The sequence below is a fragment of the Dactylosporangium roseum genome (assembly GCF_025264685.1).
GTDB lineage: Bacteria > Actinomycetota > Actinomycetes > Mycobacteriales > Micromonosporaceae > Dactylosporangium > Dactylosporangium roseum.
Genome location: NZ_CP073721.1, coordinates 6,330,024 through 6,345,998, shown reverse-complemented (window position 1 = coordinate 6,345,998; position 15,975 = coordinate 6,330,024). Strand labels below are relative to the sequence as shown.

The 15,975-nt window shown below is 72.1% G+C and carries 15 protein-coding genes and 1 riboswitch; of the genes, 11 read left to right on the top strand and 4 right to left on the bottom strand.

All coding sequences use genetic code 11. From position 1 onward, the window contains the following. The 9 genes from thiE (at nt 1) to Drose_RS29690 (ending at nt 7,645) form a co-directional block, all read left to right on the top strand. Entirely contained in the window at nt 1–621 is a 621-nt protein-coding gene (gene thiE, locus Drose_RS29730) for a thiamine phosphate synthase (protein ID WP_260724594.1), read from the top strand. Then, nucleotides 618–1,757, top strand: coding sequence for a glycine oxidase ThiO (thiO, locus tag Drose_RS29725; RefSeq protein ID WP_260724593.1), 1,140 nt, complete (start codon nt 618–620; stop codon nt 1,755–1,757). Before thiE ends, thiO begins: the two co-directional genes overlap by 4 nt. Before the next feature lie 23 nt (nt 1,758–1,780). Beyond that, nucleotides 1,781–1,891, top strand: a riboswitch (TPP riboswitch). Further along, entirely contained in the window at nt 1,891–2,094 is a 204-nt protein-coding gene (gene thiS, locus Drose_RS29720; RefSeq protein ID WP_260729852.1) for a sulfur carrier protein ThiS, read from the top strand. (Overlaps the previous riboswitch by 1 nt.) Further along, complete coding sequence (locus Drose_RS29715) at nt 2,087–2,851, top strand: thiazole synthase (RefSeq protein WP_260724592.1); 765 nt, start codon at nt 2,087–2,089, stop codon at nt 2,849–2,851. The genes thiS and Drose_RS29715 overlap by 8 nt, the downstream gene beginning before the upstream one ends. Continuing rightward, nucleotides 2,845–3,360: a thiamine phosphate synthase gene (locus tag Drose_RS29710; RefSeq protein WP_260724591.1), complete on the top strand. Its 516-nt coding sequence runs from the start codon at nt 2,845–2,847 to the stop codon at nt 3,358–3,360. The genes Drose_RS29715 and Drose_RS29710 overlap by 7 nt, the downstream gene beginning before the upstream one ends. Beyond that, entirely contained in the window at nt 3,357–4,151 is a 795-nt protein-coding gene (gene thiD, locus Drose_RS29705) for a bifunctional hydroxymethylpyrimidine kinase/phosphomethylpyrimidine kinase (RefSeq protein ID WP_260724590.1), read from the top strand. Before Drose_RS29710 ends, thiD begins: the two co-directional genes overlap by 4 nt. Before the next feature lie 88 nt (nt 4,152–4,239). Continuing rightward, entirely contained in the window at nt 4,240–5,760 is a 1,521-nt protein-coding gene (thiC, locus tag Drose_RS29700; protein WP_260724589.1) for a phosphomethylpyrimidine synthase ThiC, read from the top strand. A 20-nt stretch (nt 5,761–5,780) separates the two neighbouring features. Beyond that, the gene (locus Drose_RS29695; protein WP_260724588.1) at nt 5,781–6,497 is read left to right on the top strand and encodes a class I SAM-dependent methyltransferase; all 717 of its coding nucleotides are present in this window, start codon (nt 5,781–5,783) and stop codon (nt 6,495–6,497) included. Continuing rightward, nucleotides 6,497–7,645, top strand: a complete 1,149-nt coding sequence (locus Drose_RS29690; protein WP_260724587.1) for an alkaline phosphatase family protein — start codon at nt 6,497–6,499, stop codon at nt 7,643–7,645. The genes Drose_RS29695 and Drose_RS29690 overlap by 1 nt, the downstream gene beginning before the upstream one ends. On the opposite strand, the gene Drose_RS29685 is transcribed toward Drose_RS29690, so the two are convergent. Further along, nucleotides 7,571–8,146, bottom strand: coding sequence for a hypothetical protein (locus tag Drose_RS29685; protein WP_260724586.1), 576 nt, complete (start codon nt 8,144–8,146; stop codon nt 7,571–7,573). The genes Drose_RS29690 and Drose_RS29685 overlap by 75 nt on opposite strands. Before the next feature lie 67 nt (nt 8,147–8,213). On the opposite strand from Drose_RS29685, the gene Drose_RS29680 reads away from it, so the two are divergent. Continuing rightward, on the top strand, nt 8,214–9,527 hold the full coding sequence (locus Drose_RS29680; protein ID WP_260724585.1) for a DNA polymerase IV: 1,314 nt from the start codon (nt 8,214–8,216) through the stop codon (nt 9,525–9,527). 151 nt (nt 9,528–9,678) lie between these two features. Further along, nucleotides 9,679–10,062, top strand: a complete 384-nt coding sequence (locus tag Drose_RS29675; protein WP_260724584.1) for a DUF3040 domain-containing protein — start codon at nt 9,679–9,681, stop codon at nt 10,060–10,062. A 984-nt stretch (nt 10,063–11,046) separates the two neighbouring features. Here Drose_RS29675 and Drose_RS29670 read toward each other — a convergent pair. From Drose_RS29670 to Drose_RS29660, 3 genes are read right to left on the bottom strand one after another with little or no spacing between them, the layout of a single operon-like run. Further along, nucleotides 11,047–13,527: a transglutaminase TgpA family protein gene (locus tag Drose_RS29670; RefSeq protein WP_260724583.1), complete on the bottom strand. Its 2,481-nt coding sequence runs from the start codon at nt 13,525–13,527 to the stop codon at nt 11,047–11,049. After that, nucleotides 13,524–14,822, bottom strand: a complete 1,299-nt coding sequence (locus Drose_RS29665; RefSeq protein ID WP_260724582.1) for a DUF58 domain-containing protein — start codon at nt 14,820–14,822, stop codon at nt 13,524–13,526. The genes Drose_RS29670 and Drose_RS29665 overlap by 4 nt, the downstream gene beginning before the upstream one ends. A 2-nt stretch (nt 14,823–14,824) precedes the next feature. Further along, nucleotides 14,825–15,865, bottom strand: a complete 1,041-nt coding sequence (locus tag Drose_RS29660; RefSeq protein WP_260724581.1) for an AAA family ATPase — start codon at nt 15,863–15,865, stop codon at nt 14,825–14,827. Nucleotides 15,866–15,975: the final 110 nt, after the last annotated feature.

The following is a 15,975-nucleotide window of genomic DNA, read 5'->3' as shown; positions in this document are numbered from 1 at the left end:
GTGCACACCCTCGGACGACTGCATCTGATCACCGACACCCGACCCGGCCGCGACACGCTGACGGTCGTGGCGGCCGCGCTCCGGGCCGGCTTCGACACCGTGCAGGTGCGGCCGGAGGACGACGTGACGGACCGGGCGGCGTACGAGCTGACCGTCCGCGTGCTGGAGCTGTGCCGGGCCGGCGGCGCCACCTGCCTGGTCAACGACCGGCTGCACGTCGCGCTCGCGGCCGGCGCGGACGGCGGCCACGTCGGCGCCGACGACCTGCCGGTGGCCGCCGCACGGCGGATCCTCGGCCCCGGCGCCGTCCTCGGTGCGACCGCACGAAACCCGCGGGCCGCGCGCCAGGCGGTCGCCGACGGCGCCTCCTACCTCGGCGTCGGGCCGGCGTTCGCCACGACGACGAAGACCGGGCTGCCCGACGCCATCGGCCCCGCCGGGGTGCGGGCGGTGGTGCGGGCCGTCGACGTGCCCGTGGTGGCGATCGGCGGGGTGACCGCGGCGCGGGCCGCCGAGCTGTTCGCGGTCGGCGCGCACGCGGTGGCCGTCGTCAGCGCGGTGAACAGCGCCGTGGATCCGGGCGCGGCCGCCGCCGAGTTCGCGGCGCTGGTGTCGCGATGAGGGCGACCGTCGTAGGGGGTGGCGTCATCGGCCTCGCCTGTGCCTGGGAGCTCCTGCGGCGAGGTGCGCAGGTCACCGTGCACGACCCGGACCCGGGCCGGAGCGCCGGCCTGGTCGCCGCCGGCATGCTCGCCCCGACGGCCGAGGCGAACTACGGCGAGGAGGCCCTGCGGGCGCTCATGCTCGAGTCGATGCGCCGCTGGCCGGCGTTCGCGGCCGAGCTGGAGGCGGCGAGCGGCATGCGGGTCGGCTACCGCACCGAGGGCAGCCTGCTCGTGGCCCTCACCGACGACGACCACGCCGAGGTGCTGCGGCTCGTCGACTACTACCGGCGGGCGGGCACGCCGATCGAGCCGCTGACCGGGCGGCAGCTACGTGAGCTGGAGCCGATGCTCTCGCCGCGGGTCCGGGGCGGCGCGTTCGCCCCCGGCGACCACCAGGTCGACCCGCGGCTGGTGCTGCGGGCCCTGCGGAGCCTGCCGATCCGCTTCGAGTCCACGAGTATCGATGATCTTTCCACGGTACGGGACGATGTGACCATCGTCGCCAACGGCGTCGGCGCCGCACGGCTCACCGGGCTGCCGGTCCGGCCGGTGAAGGGTCAGTTGCTGCGGCTGCGTGGCGCCGAGCCGCTGGTCCGGCACGTGATCCGCGGCGTGGCGCTGGGCCGCCACGTGTACCTCGTGCCGCGCGCCGACGGTGAACTGGTCGTCGGCGCCACCGAGGAGGAGCGCGGCGCGGACACCACCGTGACCGCCGGCGGGGTGCTCGACCTGCTCCGTCCGGCCGCCGACCTGCTGCCCGGCGTGGTCGAGCTGACGCTCGCCGAAACGCTCGCCGGCCTGCGCCCCGGCACCCCGGACAACGCCCCGCTCCTCGGCCCCCTCCCCGTCCCCCATCGCGTTGATCATGCAGTTGTGGTGCCTGACAAACCCGGGCATTCAGGGAGTGTCGTGGCACCACAACCGCATGATCAACGCGATGGGGGGCGGGGGCGGCGGGTGCTGGTGGCGACCGGGCATTACCGCAACGGGGTGCTGCTCGCGCCGGTGACGGCGCGGGTCATCGCCGACCTGGCCACCACCGGGGCGACCGATGTCGATGTTGCGGCGTTCGCGGCGACGCGCTTTACCTGAGCCCTGCCAGGGGTTATGGTCGGCAGGTACCCCACGGGAGTCCGGTATGACCGGGCTGAGAGGGGGGCTGTCAGCCCCCGACCGTCGAACCTGATCCGGGTCATGCCGGCGCAGGGAGGCAGGAGTGAGCCGAATGCAGCTCGTGGTCAATGCCGTCGCGTCGACCGTCGACGACGACATCACCGTCGCCGACGTCGTGCACCAGCTCGCCGGTCCCGACCCACGCGGGATCGCGGTCGCGCTCAACGGCGACGTCATCCCGCGCACGAAGTGGGACGCCATCCGCCCCTCCGACGGTGACCACATCGAGGTGCTCACGGCGGTCCAGGGTGGTTGACCAGCTACAGATCGCCGGGGAGTCCCTCGGGTCGCGGCTCATCCTGGGCACCGGCGGGGCCGCCAGTCACGCCGCGCTCGAGGCCGCGATCCGGGCCAGCGGCACCGCGCTCGTCACCGTGGCCCTGCGCCGGCTCGACCCGGCCGCGCCGTCGCTGCTCGACGTGATCGAGCGGTGCGGGGTGCGGGTGCTGCCGAACACCGCCGGGTGCTACACCGCGACCGAGGCCGTGAAGCTCGCCCACCTGGCGCGCGAGGCGTTCGGCACCGCGTGGGTGAAGCTCGAGGTGATCGGCGACGAGGACACGCTGCTGCCCGACGGGGTCGAGCTCGCCCTCGCCGCGGAGCGGCTGGTCGACGACGGGTTCGTCGTCCTGCCGTATACGACCGACGACCCGGTCCTCGCCCAGCGCCTCGCCGACGTCGGATGCGCCGCGGTCATGCCGCTCGGCGCCCCGATCGGCTCCGGGATGGGCATCCGCAACCCGTACAACATCGCGCTGATCCGGCAGAAGGTCACCGTTCCGGTCATCCTCGACGCCGGGATCGGCACGGCCTCCGACGCGGCTCTCGCCATGGAGCTGGGCTGCGACGGAGTGCTGCTCGCCTCCGCGGTCACCAGGGCCGAGCACCCGGCGCGGATGGCCGAGGCGATGCGGCTCGCGGTCGGGGCGGGCCGGCTCGCGTACACGGCCGGCCGCATCCCGCGCCGCCTGCACGCGACCGCATCCAGCCCCGCCGGGGGTATGCCGTGGTAGCGCCGGGCCTCGTCGTGTTCACCGACCGCCGCCAGGCGCACCGGCCGTTGGACGAGGTCGTCGACGGTGCGCTCGACGGCGGGGCGCGGGTGTTCGTGCTGCGCGAGGGCGACCTGCCGCCGGCCGAGCGCGAGGACCTCACCGGGCGGCTTCGGGCCAGGGTGACGGCCGCCGGCGGGCGGCTGCTCCTGGAGGAGGGGCCGGAGCTGCGCAAGTGCCACAACCTGGCGGACCTCTGCACGGCGCACGAGGCCGGCGTCGAGTTCGCCACGCTGTCGCCGATCTTCCCGACGCGTTCCAAGCCGGGGTACGGGCCGCCGCTCGGCCTCGCCGGCCTGGCGCGGATGGCGCTCGCGGTGCCGATTCCCGTGTACGCGCTGGGCGGTGTCGACTCGCCGGCCCGCGTCCGTGACTGCCTCGACGAGGGTGCCGCGGGGGTGGCGGTGATGGGTGCCGTGATGCGCGCCGAGGACCCGGCCCGGCTCGTGAAGGAGCTGCTGACCGCATGACGAACCCTGCCGTCGCGCTCACGATCGCCGGGTCCGACTCCGGCGGCGGGGCCGGGATCCAGGCCGACCTGAAGACGTTCGCCGCGCACCGGGTGTTCGGCACCAGCGTGATCACGGCGCTGACCGCGCAGGACACGATCGGCGTGCGGGGCGTCTCGGCCGTCGAGCCGGCGTTCGTCGGCGCGCAGCTCGACGCGGTCCTCGGCGATCTGCCGGTGGCCGCGGTCAAGACCGGCATGCTCGCCACCCCGGAGACGGTGGCGCTGGTGGCGACGTACGCGCCGCGGCTGCCCGGCCTCGTCGTCGACCCGGTGCTGGTGGCGTCGTCCGGCGACCGGCTCTTCACCCGCGACGCCGAGCGCGCGTACCTCGACCTGCTCTTCCCGCACGCCGCGGTGGTCACGCCGAACCTGCGTGAGGCGTCGGTCCTGCTCGGCCGCGAGATCGTCGACGTCGACGACGCGATCAAGGCGGCCACCGACCTGGCCGTCCACGGCTCGGGCTGTGTGGTCGTCAAGGGCGGCCACCTGCGCGGCAGCGCGGAGGCCGTCGACGTCGTGTGGCACGACGGGCAGGTGGAGCTGCTCACAGCGCCGTGGATCGACACGGCGAACAACCACGGCACCGGGTGCACCTTCGCGGCGGCGACCGCCGCGCGGCTCGCGCTCGGGCAGCCCCTCGCCGACGCGCTGCGCGGGGCGAAGCAGTACGTGCACGAGGCACTGACGCGATCGGCCGGCTGGTCCCTCGGAACCGGGCACGGGCCGCTGTCCTGGGGGCCGTTCGACTAGGCCGATCGCACCGAACACAGCCGGTACGACTCCCGGATCAATGCGATTCGGGGGCTGACGCAGCCTGCCCGAAAGAGGGGACGCGCACATGAAACGCAAGGTCTACGTCCAGGGAACCAGGCCCGACATCCGGGTGCCGTTCGCCGAGGTGGAGCTCAGCGGCGGCAATCCGCCGGTGCGGCTCTACGACACGTCCGGGCCGCTGAACGACCCGCCGGCCGGGCTGCCGGCGATGCGGGCACCGTGGATCGCCGAGCGCGGCTGTCCCGAGAACCAGCCGCGAACCCAGCTCCACTACGCGCGGCGGGGGATCGTCACGCCGGAGATGGAGTTCGTCGCGATCCGTGAGGGCGTCGACGCCGCGCTGGTGCGGGACGAGATCGCCGCCGGGCGGGCCATCCTGCCGAACAACGTCAACCACCCGGAGAGCGAGCCGATGATCATCGGCAGCCGGTTCCTGGTCAAGGTCAACGCCAACATCGGCACCTCGGCGGTCACCTCAGGCGTCGAGGAGGAGGTCGCCAAGCTCACCTGGGCCACGAAGTGGGGCGCGGACACGGTCATGGACCTGTCCACCGGTAAGCACATCCACGCCACCCGCGAGGCGATCATCCGCAACTCGCCGGTGCCGATCGGGACGGTGCCGCTCTACCAGGCGCTGGAGAAGGTCGACGGCGACCCGGTCAAGCTGTCCTGGGAGGTCTACCGCGACACGATCGTCGAGCAGGCCGAGCAGGGCGTCGACTACATGACGGTGCACGCGGGCGTGCTGCTGCGGTACGTCCCGATGACGGCGGAGCGGGTGACCGGCATCGTGTCGCGGGGCGGCTCGATCATGGCCGCCTGGTGCCTGGCGCACCACGAGGAGAACTTCCTCTACACGAACTTCGCGGAGCTCTGTGCGATCTTCGCGCGGTACGACGTCTCGTTCTCCCTCGGCGACGGCCTGCGCCCCGGCTCGATCGCCGACGCCAACGACCAGGCACAACTTGCTGAACTACGGACCTTGGGCGAGCTGACCCGGATCGCCTGGGACCACGACGTGCAGGTCATGATCGAGGGCCCCGGCCACGTGCCGATGCACAAGATCAAGGAGAACGTCGACCTGCAGCGGGAGTGGTGCCACGAGGCGCCCTTCTACACGCTCGGCCCCCTGACCACGGACGTCGCGCCGGCGTACGACCACATCACCTCCGCCATCGGCGCGGCGATGATCGCCATGTACGGCACCGCGATGCTCTGCTACGTCACCCCGAAGGAGCACCTGGGGCTGCCAGACCGGGACGACGTCAAGGCCGGGGTGATCGCCTACAAGATCGCGGCGCACGCGGCCGACCTGGCGAAGGGTCACCCCGGAGCGCAGGAGTGGGACGACGCGCTGTCGAAGGCGCGGTTCGAGTTTCGCTGGGAGGACCAGTTCAACCTGGCCATGGACCCGGACACGGCGCGCTCATACCACGACGAGACCCTGCCGGCCGCCCCGGCGAAGACCGCGCACTTCTGCTCGATGTGCGGCCCGAAGTTCTGTTCGATGCGGATCAGTCACGAGATCGGCCTGCGCCAGAAGTCCCGCGAGTTCATCGAGAGCGGGGCGCAACTGTACTCCTGAGGTGGTCTAGGGTCTATCGCGTGGAGTCCTCAGCCCCCCGCACCGCTGTCGTCTGGCAGGTCCTGCGGCGTGAGCTGGCGCGTGCCGGTCGGCCGCTGACCGCCCTCGACGTCGGCGGCGGCACCGGCGGGTTCGCGGTGCCGCTGGCCAAGGCCGGCCACGTCGTCACCGTCGTCGACCCCAGCCCGGACGCGTTGGCCGCGCTCACGCGCCGCGCGGACGAGGCCGGGGTCGCCGACCGGATCGTCGCCGTGCAGGGCGACGGCGACGGGCTCGCCGATCTGGTGCCGCCGGAGAGCGTCGACCTGGTGCTCGGCCACAGCCTCCTCGAGGTCGTCGACGACCCGCACAAGGTCGTCGCCGCGCTCGCCGCGACGCTGCGCCCCGGCGGCGCGGCGAGCGTCGTCGTCGCCAACCGGGCGGCGGCCGTGCTCGCCAAGGCGATCGGGGGACACCTGGCCGCCGCGTCGCTGCTCGTGGCGAGCCCCGACGGGCGCGGCGACTCCCGTGACCGGTTGCGCCGGCGCTACTCCGCGGAGAGCGCCACCGCCCTGCTCAGCGAGTGCGGCCTGGCGGTGGAGCAGATCCACGGGGTGCGGGTCGTCGCCGACCTCGTGCCCGGGACGGTCGCGGAGAGCGAGCCGGAGGCCCTCCAGGCGTTCGAGCTCGCGCTGGCCGGCACGTCGCCGTATCGCGACATCGCCACCCAGTTGCACCTGCTGGCCCGGAAGGCCTGATGGGCCAGCTCGATCCGGTCGCACCCCGATACGGGCAGGCGAGCCTGGCCGAGGTGATGCCCAGCGTGCTCAACGTGCTGGGCATGCCGTATGAGCGTGACGCCCTCGGGCTCTCGGCCACGCTCGCGGGCGTCCGGCGCGTCGCCGTGGTCCTGCTCGACGGGCTCGGCTGGCACCAGCTCGGCGTCGCGTCGCCGCACGCGCCGACCCTGACCGACATGATCGGCGGCCGGCTCGGGACCGCGCGCTCGATCACCTCGGGCTTCCCGTCGACGACCCCGGTCAGCCTGGTCACACTCGGCACCGGCGCGCCCCCCGGTGCGCACGGGATCGTCGGGATCGTGCTCAACCAGCCGGGCACCGACAAGCTCGTCAACCACCTGCGCTGGCAGGACCAGCCGGACCCCGCCGCGTGGCAGCCGCTGCCGACGGCGTTCACCCGCGCGGCGAACGCGGGCATCCCGACGACGGTGGTGAGCAACCCGGCGTTCCAGGACTCCGGCCTGTCGCTGTCCGCCTACCGGGGCGCGCGGTTCGGCGCGGGAGACGCCGCCGACGCCGTCGCCTCGTCGATGCTCGCCGCGCTGGCGTCGTCCGCGCTGGTCTTCGGCTATCTGCCGGACGTGGACCGGGCCGGGCACGACTTCGGCATCGGTACGGGCGAGTGGCGCACCGCCGTCGCGGACGCCGACCGGCTGCTCACCCGGCTGATCGACGGCCTGCCGCCAGACTCGGCGCTCATCGTCACCGCGGACCACGGCCAACTGGACATCCCGGCCGACCGGCGCCTCGACCTGGACCGGGACGCTCGGCTGCGCGAGGGGGTCGCCGTCGTCGCCGGAGAGCCCCGGGTGCGGTACCTGCACACGATCCCCGGTGCGACGGCCGACGTGATGGCCACGTGGCGCGGCGTGCTGGGCGACCGGGCGTGGGTGGTGACCCGCGAGGAGGCGGTGGCGTCGGGCTGGTTCGGGCCGATCCCGCAGCAGCACCTCGCGCGGGTCGGTGACGTCGTGGTGGCCTGCCGCGAGCGGTGGGTGGTCCTGGCCAGCGCTCACGAGCCGGCCAAGGTGTCACGGATGGTGGCGTTCCACGGCTCCAGCACGGCCGCCGAGATGCAGATCCCGCTGCTCGTGGTGCGGCGTTGACCATTCCTCGGTGAGTTCGCGGATCTTGCTCGCCAGCCCCGGGCCGGCGGCCAGGACGCACAGGTTGTCCTGGACGATCGCGAGCAGCTCGCCCTTGTCGCGTGCCACGACCACGCCGGGGCGCCCGGCCACGGGGTCACCCACGAGCACGGCCACGTCCGCCCGCCGGACGCCGAGCTGACCCGCCCGGTTGAGGAACGTCGCGTCGGGGAACAGCAGCGGCACGCGACGGGCTCTCGTCCAGCCCGCCACGACGAGCACGGCCAGCGCCTGCGGGTCGATGGCTCGCGGTGCGATCTCGTGTGGCGGCGCGATTCCGTGCGATGCGATCTCGTGCGGCGCGGCGATCTTCTGTGGCGCGATCTCGTGCGGCGCGATCTCGTGCGGTGCGAGGAACAGGCCGGGAACGATGCACGCCAACACGTCCGGGTGACGCCGCCGGAGGCCCTCCAGGGCGGCGACAACGGGCGCCAGCGGCGACGACATCGCGAGGCGGGCCATTCCAGCAAGGTAAGGCATGCCTAACTTCTCGTCAATTTTGTCGGGGGGTGGGGCTAGGGTGCGCGGTGTGGGACGAAGTCAGGCGGTGCCGCGGGACGGCTCGGGTTCGGAGGAGTTCGGGCCCGGTGCCGACGACACCGGCTGCACGGTGCTGCACGTCGACATGGACGCCTTCTATGCGTCGGTCGAGATCCGCCGCCGGCCGGAGCTGCGCGGCAAGCCGGTGATCGTCGGCGGCGCCGGCCCTCGGGGTGTGGTGTCCGCGGCGAGTTACGAGGCTCGCAAGTTCGGCGTGCGCAGCGCGATGCCGGGCAGCCGCGCCCAGCGGCTCTGCCCGCACGCCGTCTTCCTGCCGCCCGACTTCACCGCCTACACGGAGGCGTCGCGCGCCGTCATGGCGATCTTCCGGGACGTGACGCCGCTCGTTGAGCCGCTCTCGCTCGACGAGGCGTTCCTCGACGTCACCGGTGCCCGCAAGCTGCTCGGCCGCCCCGCCGAGATCGCCGCGCTCATCCGCCGGCGGGTCGCCGAGGAGCAGCGGCTCACCTGCTCCGTCGGGGTGGCGCCCACCAAGTTCATGGCCAAGCTCGGCTCCACCCGGGCCAAGCCCGACGGGGTGGTCGTCATCCCCGCGGACCGCATCCTCGACTACCTGCATCCCCTGCCGGTGTCGGCGGTCTGGGGCGTCGGCGAGCGGACCGCCGAGACCCTGCGGCGGCTCGGCCTGAAGACCGTCGGTGATCTCGCCGCCGCCCCGATGGGCATGCTCCGCTCCGCCGTCGGTGACGCGGCCGCCGCGCATCTCCACGAGTTGTCCCGGGGCCGCGACCCCCGCCGCGTCACCCCCGAGCACGTCGAGAAGTCGATCGGTGCCGAGACGACGTTCGACGTCGACGTGAGCGACCTGTCAATCATCCGACGCACGATCCTCGCCCTCGCCAACAAGGTCGCCCAGCGCCTCCGCCACGCCGGCCAGGCGGGTCGCACCGTCTCGGTCAAGATCCGGCTGGCCGACTTCCAGACGCTCAGCCGGTCACGGACCATCGACATCCCCACCGACGTCAGCCGGGAGATCTTCGAGATCGGCTGGACGTTGTTCCGGTCGGCCCGGACGGGGGAGCGGATTCGCCTGATCGGAGTACGGGTCGAGGGTCTTGTCCACGCGGAGGGCGCACCCCGGCAGATGACGCTCGGTGAGCGGGATCACGGCTGGCGTGACGCCGAGCGGGCCGCCGACGCGGTCGCCGCGCGGTTCGGTTCGGGCCTCGTCAGGCCCGCCAGCCTGCTGCGCGGCGACGGTATGCGACCCGACGGAAACGGTGCCGCACCCGCCGGGGGAGGGGCCGCCGAGTCCGGGACGCGACACAATGGAAGAACATAGGAGCCACACTCGACGGAAATTCGGCACGGCCGGACCATCGTCCCGCTTTCCGACGGGTTGACCCCCTCGTAAACTTGCCAGTACGCAGCCGTCCGGCTGTGCCGGACTGCCGGTCCATCAGGGCCGGTCTTCGCGACCGGGGAGGAGTGCCGTGCCGCTCTCGGAGCACGAGCAGCGGCTGTTCGAGCAGATCGAACGGTCGCTTGCCGAGGATCCCAAGTTCGCCTCAGCGGTGCGCGCCACCGACCCGCGGTTCCATGCCAAGCGCCGGATGATCGCGGCCGCGGTGCTCCTGCTCGCCGGCATGGCGCTGCTCGTCTACGGCGTCGCAATCTCAGTCCCGCCGCTCGGTGTCGGCGGGTTCGTGGTCATGCTCGGCGCCCTGGCGTTCGGCATGCAGGCATACCGGCGCGGGCAGAGCACCGACCTGCACGTCGTCGGCGGCACCGCCAGCCGGCGCACGCGCCAGCGCCGCGGCGGCCTGGTCGACCGCCTGGAGGAACGCTGGCGGCGCCGCCCCGAGGGCGACCTCTAGCCGCCTGGCCGCACCCATCAGGCGTGTCGAGCGACTTGCCCGACGCGCCCTGTCTCGCTGCCCGCCCGACTCGTCGGCCGCCCTCCTTCGGCTGTCGCCAGGTGTCCCGTCCTGGCACTGTTCTCGCAGGTCTTCGGGTGGTCAGGCCGTGGTTCGGCGGCCTCGTTGTCTCCCGGAACCCCCGTAAAGCTCCGTGACCATGCTGAACGGAGATTCCGGAGTGCCTGAGGGAGGTGCCGGAGTGCTTGAGGGAGGTGCCGGAGTGCTTGAGGCGTCGGGGACGGGGCGACGGAATTCCGGCAAATCACGCTTAACGGGTGTATCTAGGCTCCTGGTCGGTGCTGTCGGTGCTACGCCTAGTGACCCGGGTCGGCGCGAGTCGCCTGGCTCATGATCGTGGGGAACGTCTGGCTGCCCAGGCGCATGGCCGCGGAGTTGAGCCGTGCGGTCGCCTGTCCACCCCGGTATTGCGCTACGAGATGGTGACGCACAGTCGTGCGGGTGGGTGTCTGTCGCCCGTGGTCGCCGCTCGACCCGAGGCGGCGGGTTCCGGACCGGCGACTCCATGATCATGGGAAAGATCTGGCTATCGGGGCAGCCACATCTTTCCCATGATCATGAGATCGAGCGGCGATCGGGAGTCGGTAGCCACTGAAGTGGCGGCTTCGCGGGCGACATTTCCGAAATGTCGCCTACGAATGGCACGCTCACCAGCAAGGTAGGGAAGCGGCGCCGCATCGAAGGCGTCTCCCGGGCATCAAAGGACGTGCCCGGGAACGGGGCAAGGAAGGGCGCGTTAGGCCGCTTTGGGGCTGCGGAACGTGCGAGCGGAACGGCCTGCGGAGAACGCGCGAGGGCTGGGAGGGTGACGAGCAGCAGGGCTGCCCGACGGACCGCCGGTTGGGGAAGCGGGTGCGGAGGGGACCTTCCGGCCGAAAGGCGGCCCCGCCGGCGACAGCGGGCGGGGCCGCGACGAACGGGGGATCAGCGGTCGGAGCGTCTGGCGACGAAGCGGCGGACGCTCAAGGCCCGCATCAGTTGGTCCCAGCCGCGGCCGACGGACAGCGCCACCGTGCTCAAGCGGATGCCGGTGGCCGCGCGCCACCTGCGCAGCACCGACGGGGGCAGCAGGACCGCCAGGATTCTCGTCTTCCGCGGTGACCGCTCGGCGAACGCCGTCTGCACCGCGCTCACCGCTCCGCGCAGTTCCTGGCCCGTGAGCGGGCGCCGCGCGTATCGGGCGTGCTCCTCGACCATGCTGAGCAGTTTCACACCGTCCTGCGCCTTGTCCCGGAGCCGCTCCTTGGCGACCAGGCGCTCGACCGTCGCGCGAGGCGTCTCCGCGTCGTCGGTCGGGACGTGATAGTCGACCATCAGGTCGACCAGCTCGTCCCACGCCTTGTGGGCTTCGGTGCGGGCCCGGGCGTACGACGGATCGTCGGGCGGCAGCGGCACCACTTCCATCCCGCCCGACGAACCGTACGAGACGGGCCTGGACGCGCCGACCGAGGCGAACAACCGCTTGGCCCGGGTGCGGTTGCGGGTGATCGCCGGGCTCAGCAGCAGGAGCAGGAGCAGCAGGCCGCCGCCCACCCACGGGAGTGCCGACTTGACCTGATCCCACGTGTCGGCGTCCTGCACCAGGGGGCCGCTGTCGACCGTGCCCGGGTTGTTGCCCTGGTCGGTGCCGGGAGCGGTCGCGGACTCGGACGGGTCCGCGCCGGGGAGGCCGCCCGGCCGGTTCGGCCGGTCGTCGCCGGTGACGTTGTTGGCCGCCTGCGGCACGTACGACGGGATGACCGAGCCGCCGATCGACGTCGACGGGGTCGCGTCGAACGGCAGCCAGCCGTAGCCGGGGAAGTACACCTCGGTCCAGGCGTGCAGGTTGAAGTTCGTCAGCGTCATCGTGTCGCCCTGCCGGGTGCCGCCCCGGGCGAAGCCGAACGCGACCCGTGACGGGATCTTCGCCTCGCGCAGCATCCAACCGAACGCGGCCGCGTACTGCGCGCAGTAGCCCCGCTTGTTCTGCAGGAAGTCGACGATCTTGCTCCCGCTGGTGTCCGCGCCGGTCGTCGTGTCGTACATGAAACCGTTGGACGGCGAGAAGAAGTTCATGATCGCCATGACTTTGTCGTATTGCGTCGTCTTGCCCTTGGTCAGGTCGGCGACCTGGTTCTTGACGTAGTTGTTCGCGGGTGCGGTGAGCACGTCCCGCAGCTCCGCGGCGTTGGTGTTCAGCGGTTCGGCGCCGCGCAGATCGTCGGGGCGGATGTCCGGCCGGACGTATTCGACCGTGTACTTCTTCTTCGCCGTCGTCTGCTTGTTGGAGTACACCACCGCGGTCTTGCTGTCGAACGACCAGTTGTTGTCGACCCGCTCGATCCTGGTCGGCCAGGTGTAGATGGGCAGGAAGTAGATGGCCAGCTCGTTGGTGACCTCGATGTTGGCCTTGTACGTGTTCGTCTTGACCGACGAGTTCCAGGCCGGGCCGGCCAGTCCGGTGTCGACGGGCTTGCCGCCGCTGATCGGCCTGGCACTGAAGCCCTGGTTGGTCAGCGTCTCCAGCACGTTGAAGCGCAGATAGTACGGACTCTTGTCGTTGACGTTGGTCACCTTGACCATGTCGAACGCCTTGTTCCGGTTGAGCTGCCCTTCGAGCAGGGCGAACATGCTCACCGAGCGGCCGTTGCCGCCGCGCCCGCCGATGCCCGGGCCGCCGCCGGCCCCGCTGCCGAACTGGCTGAGGATGCCGGCCGGCATGGCGAACGGCAGGAGCGGCAGCATCACCGCGGCGAGCACGCCGATCGCGCCGAGGCGCTGACCCGCGGCGGCGAGCGGCGACGGCTCCCACAGGTCGACGTCGCGCCCGTCGCCGGTGAACCGGCGCCCGAAGCGGCGCACCCGGTCGACGTTGTCGGTGACGAGCAGCCACAGGAAGCCGACCGCGCCGAGCACGAACGGGAACCAGCTCGTGCTCTCGGTGGTGACGGTGACCGGCACCGAGTAGATCGCGAGCATCGGCAGGCCGGCGAGGGCCGGCCGGCGCAGTACGACCGCGAACACATCGACCATGAGCGCGACCACGGCGACGCCGAGCGTGGCCAGGAACAGGAAGCCTTCCCGGTCGCCGACCGGTGTGGCGAACTCGCTCATCTCGACCGACGCGGTCTTCAGCAGCGAGCCGAAGTGGGCGATCGTGCCGGGCGACGGCAGGATGCCGGCGAACTCCGCCCCGCTGGGGAAGAGCCAGGTCATCGCGAACAGCCCGGAGACCGCCATCGCCGCGGTCGGCGCCCAGCTCGGTGCGCGGAGGCTGCGCACCAGCACGGCCACCCCGCACATGACGGCGAGCACCAGGAACGAGCGGAACGCCCACGTGTACTTGTCGAAGACGTTGATCAGCGGCAGCGCGGCGAGGAACGCCGAGCCGGCGGCGATCAGGGTGAGGTGCTTTCGTTGGTTCACCGAACGCCTCCCGCGACGCTCTCCGCGGACGCGGCCCGCCAGGCGAAGCCCTGCGACCCCCGTCCCGCCTGCGGCCACAGCGCGGGCAGTTTGGCCCCGTGCGGTACCTCGACGACCCGCCACCCGCTGCGCAGCAGGGCGAGCGCCGCCACGCCGTACGACCGGTCGGCCTCCTCCCGCGCCGCGGTCGGCAGGTTGAGCCAGGTCGACGAGTCGACGAACAGCGCGACGCAGGTCGCGTTGTTGACCCGGAATCCGGCCAGCAACTCCGCCTCGGCCGCCGACAACAGGCCGAAGATGCCGATGATGAGGCCGCCGTCGTTGCGCCGGCGGACCCGCTCGATCAGCGTGCCGATGTCGCCGCGCTGGGCCGGCCGCACGTCGGCGAGCTGGTCGAGCAGCGGGCCGTCGCCGTCGATCTCGGTCGCGTCGACGTCCACGCCCGCGTCGGTGACCAGGCGCATCTTGTAGCCCGCGTGACGCAGGTGCACCGCGATGCTCGCCGCCGCGGACACCGCCCACTCGAAGCTCGCCGTCGGCCCCTCGCCGCGGTGCGCGCCCGCCCGGGTGTCGAGCACGACGGTCGCCCGGCTCTCCCAGGGCTGCTCCTCCCGGCGGACCATGAGCTCGCCGGTGCGCGCCGTCGAGCGCCAATGCACCCGGCGCAGGTCGTCGCCGTAGCGGTACTCCCGGGTGGCGGCGTCGTCCTCGCCGTGCACGGCCACCGACCGGGCCCGGCTCTCGCCGGATCCGGCGAATTCGCCGGCCAGGCGCACCGAGGGCAGCGGCACGACCTGCGGGATGACGGTGAGCCGGTCGACGGACGGAAACGCCCTGGTCAGCTCGCACAGCCCGAACGGGTCGGTGAGCCGCACGACGAGCGGGCCGACCTCGTAGCGCCCGCGGACGTCGGCGCGGACCGTGTAGGCCACCGAACTGGCCTGGTGCGCGCCGAGCTTCTCGAGCACCAGGCGGGGGCGGCTGCCCAGGGCATACGGCAGCCGGTCCTCGAGCAGCATCGTGCCCGTGGGCAGGCGGGACAGGTTTTGCAGCCGCAGGATGACCCGTGCGCTGGCGCCGACCTGCACGCGGTGGGGGTCGAGCGTCCGGCTGCACGACAGGCGGTAGCGGGTGCGTCCGACATACGCCGCCGACAGCAGCGGCAGCGCGGCGAGCAGCACCGCGACCCGGAGCAGGTCACGCTCGCCGAGGATCAGCGAGGCGATGAGGGCCGCTGCGGCGGCGGCCAGGAAACTACGACCCCGTGTGGTGAGCCCCCGCAGCGCCTCGCGCATGTTCAGCGGCCTCCGTACTGCTGCCCACGCGGACGCGTGTCGTACGGCGAACGGGGTTGCCGGTCGGACGGCAGCGGCAGGCGGTGCACGAGCTCGGCGATGATCGCGTCGGTGGTCCGGCGGGACAACTGGGCTTCGGCGGTCGGGATGACGCGGTGGGCGAGGACCGGCACGGCCAGGGCCTGGAGGTCGTCGGGGAGCACGAACTCGCGGCCTTCCAGGGCGGCGACGGCACGCGCGGTGCGCAGCAATTGCAGCGTGGCGCGGGGCGACGCGCCGAGGCGCAGCTCGGTGGACTCGCGCGTGGCGGTGACGATGTTGACCGCATACTGCTTCACGGTGTCGGCGACGTGCACCTCGCGGACGGTGGCGATCATCCGCCGCATCGTGATGGCGTCGGAGATCGGCATCAGGTCGTCGAGCGCGTCGTGACGGCCGTGCACGTCGAGCATGGCGAGCTCGGCGCCCATGTCGGGGTAGCCCATCGCGATCCGGGCGGTGAACCGGTCGCGCTGCGCCTCCGGCAGCGGATAGGTGCCTTCCATCTCGATCGGGTTCTGCGTCGCGATGACCATGAAGGGCACCTGCAACGGGTAGGTCGCGCTGTCGACGGTGACCTGCCGCTCCTCCATGCTCTCCAGCAGCGCCGACTGCGTCTTCGGCGAAGCGCGGTTGATCTCGTCGCCGACCACGATGTTGGCGAACACCGCACCCGGCTTGAACTCGAAGTCGCGCGTCTCCTGGTTGTAGACGCTCACCCCGGTGACGTCGCTGGGCAGCAGGTCGGGAGTGAACTGGATACGGCGCACCGAACAGTCGATGGACCGGGCGAGCGCCTTGGCGAGTTTGGTCTTGCCGACGCCGGGAACGTCTTCGATGAGGAGATGGCCCTCAGCGAGCAGCACGGCCAGGGCCAGCCGCACGGTGGCGGTCTTGCCCTCGATGACCTGCTCGATGTTGGCGACGATCGCATCCGTCGCGGCGCGGAACTCGGGGACGGGGAGCGGGGGCCCGAGCTCCTCGAACGTGCGGTGCCTGGTCAACTGGCCTCCTCATGGTCGTGCCGTGGCCACCGTCAGGTGTTAGACCCATAGGTGAACCGCCCGGTTGCGCCGAATCGTTGTCATCGGAACGCAGCCAGCGCCGGTGGTAT

What these genes read in the sequence shown, in the direction of transcription:
- thiO (WP_260724593.1), top strand. Translation starts at nt 618, where the DNA reads ATGAGGGCGACCGTCGTAGGGGGTGGCGTCATCGGCCTCGCCTGTGCC.
- thiD (WP_260724590.1), top strand. Translation starts at nt 3,357, where the DNA reads ATGACGAACCCTGCCGTCGCGCTCACGATCGCCGGGTCCGACTCCGGC.
- Drose_RS29690 (WP_260724587.1), top strand. Translation starts at nt 6,497, where the DNA reads ATGGGCCAGCTCGATCCGGTCGCACCCCGATACGGGCAGGCGAGCCTG.
- thiC (WP_260724589.1), top strand. Translation starts at nt 4,240, where the DNA reads ATGAAACGCAAGGTCTACGTCCAGGGAACCAGGCCCGACATCCGGGTG.
- Drose_RS29665 (WP_260724582.1), bottom strand. Translation starts at nt 14,822, where the DNA reads ATGCGCGAGGCGCTGCGGGGGCTCACCACACGGGGTCGTAGTTTCCTG.
- Drose_RS29685 (WP_260724586.1), bottom strand. Translation starts at nt 8,146, where the DNA reads ATGGCCCGCCTCGCGATGTCGTCGCCGCTGGCGCCCGTTGTCGCCGCC.
- thiS (WP_260729852.1), top strand. Translation starts at nt 1,891, where the DNA reads ATGCAGCTCGTGGTCAATGCCGTCGCGTCGACCGTCGACGACGACATC.